Here is a 268-nt window from a genome sequence, read left to right on the forward strand (position 1 = left end):
CAGGTAACAGTGGGTCACTGATTTCTATCGGATTTTCCTGTTCATCAACACCACCGACATAACGCATCCAACCCGCGACGCCCAGCGCCAGCAGATCGAACTTGCTGTCATGCGCCAGATGCCAGCGAACAGAATCCAACATCCGCTGTGGCAATTTCTGGCTGCCATCCAGGTAACAGTGGGTCACTGATTTCTATCGGATTTTCCTGTTCATCAACACCACCGACATAACGCATCCAACCCGCGACGCCCAGCGCCAGCAGATCGA

General features: G+C 53.7%; 1 protein-coding gene and 1 pseudogene. Both read right to left on the reverse strand.

Going from position 1 to position 268, the window contains the following annotated elements:
* A partial coding sequence (locus BEN49_RS30995; protein WP_204376140.1) for a mannitol dehydrogenase family protein occupies nt 1-187 on the reverse strand: 187 nt, incomplete at its 3' end.
* A pseudogene (locus BEN49_RS31205) lies at nt 171-263 on the reverse strand (hypothetical protein); the annotation flags it as partial. The pseudogene BEN49_RS31205 and the gene BEN49_RS30995, both read right to left, overlap by 17 nt.
* Between the last annotated feature and the right edge of the window lie 5 nt (nt 264-268).

The organism is Hymenobacter coccineus, assembly GCF_001816125.1.
Lineage (GTDB): Bacteria > Bacteroidota > Bacteroidia > Cytophagales > Hymenobacteraceae > Hymenobacter > Hymenobacter coccineus.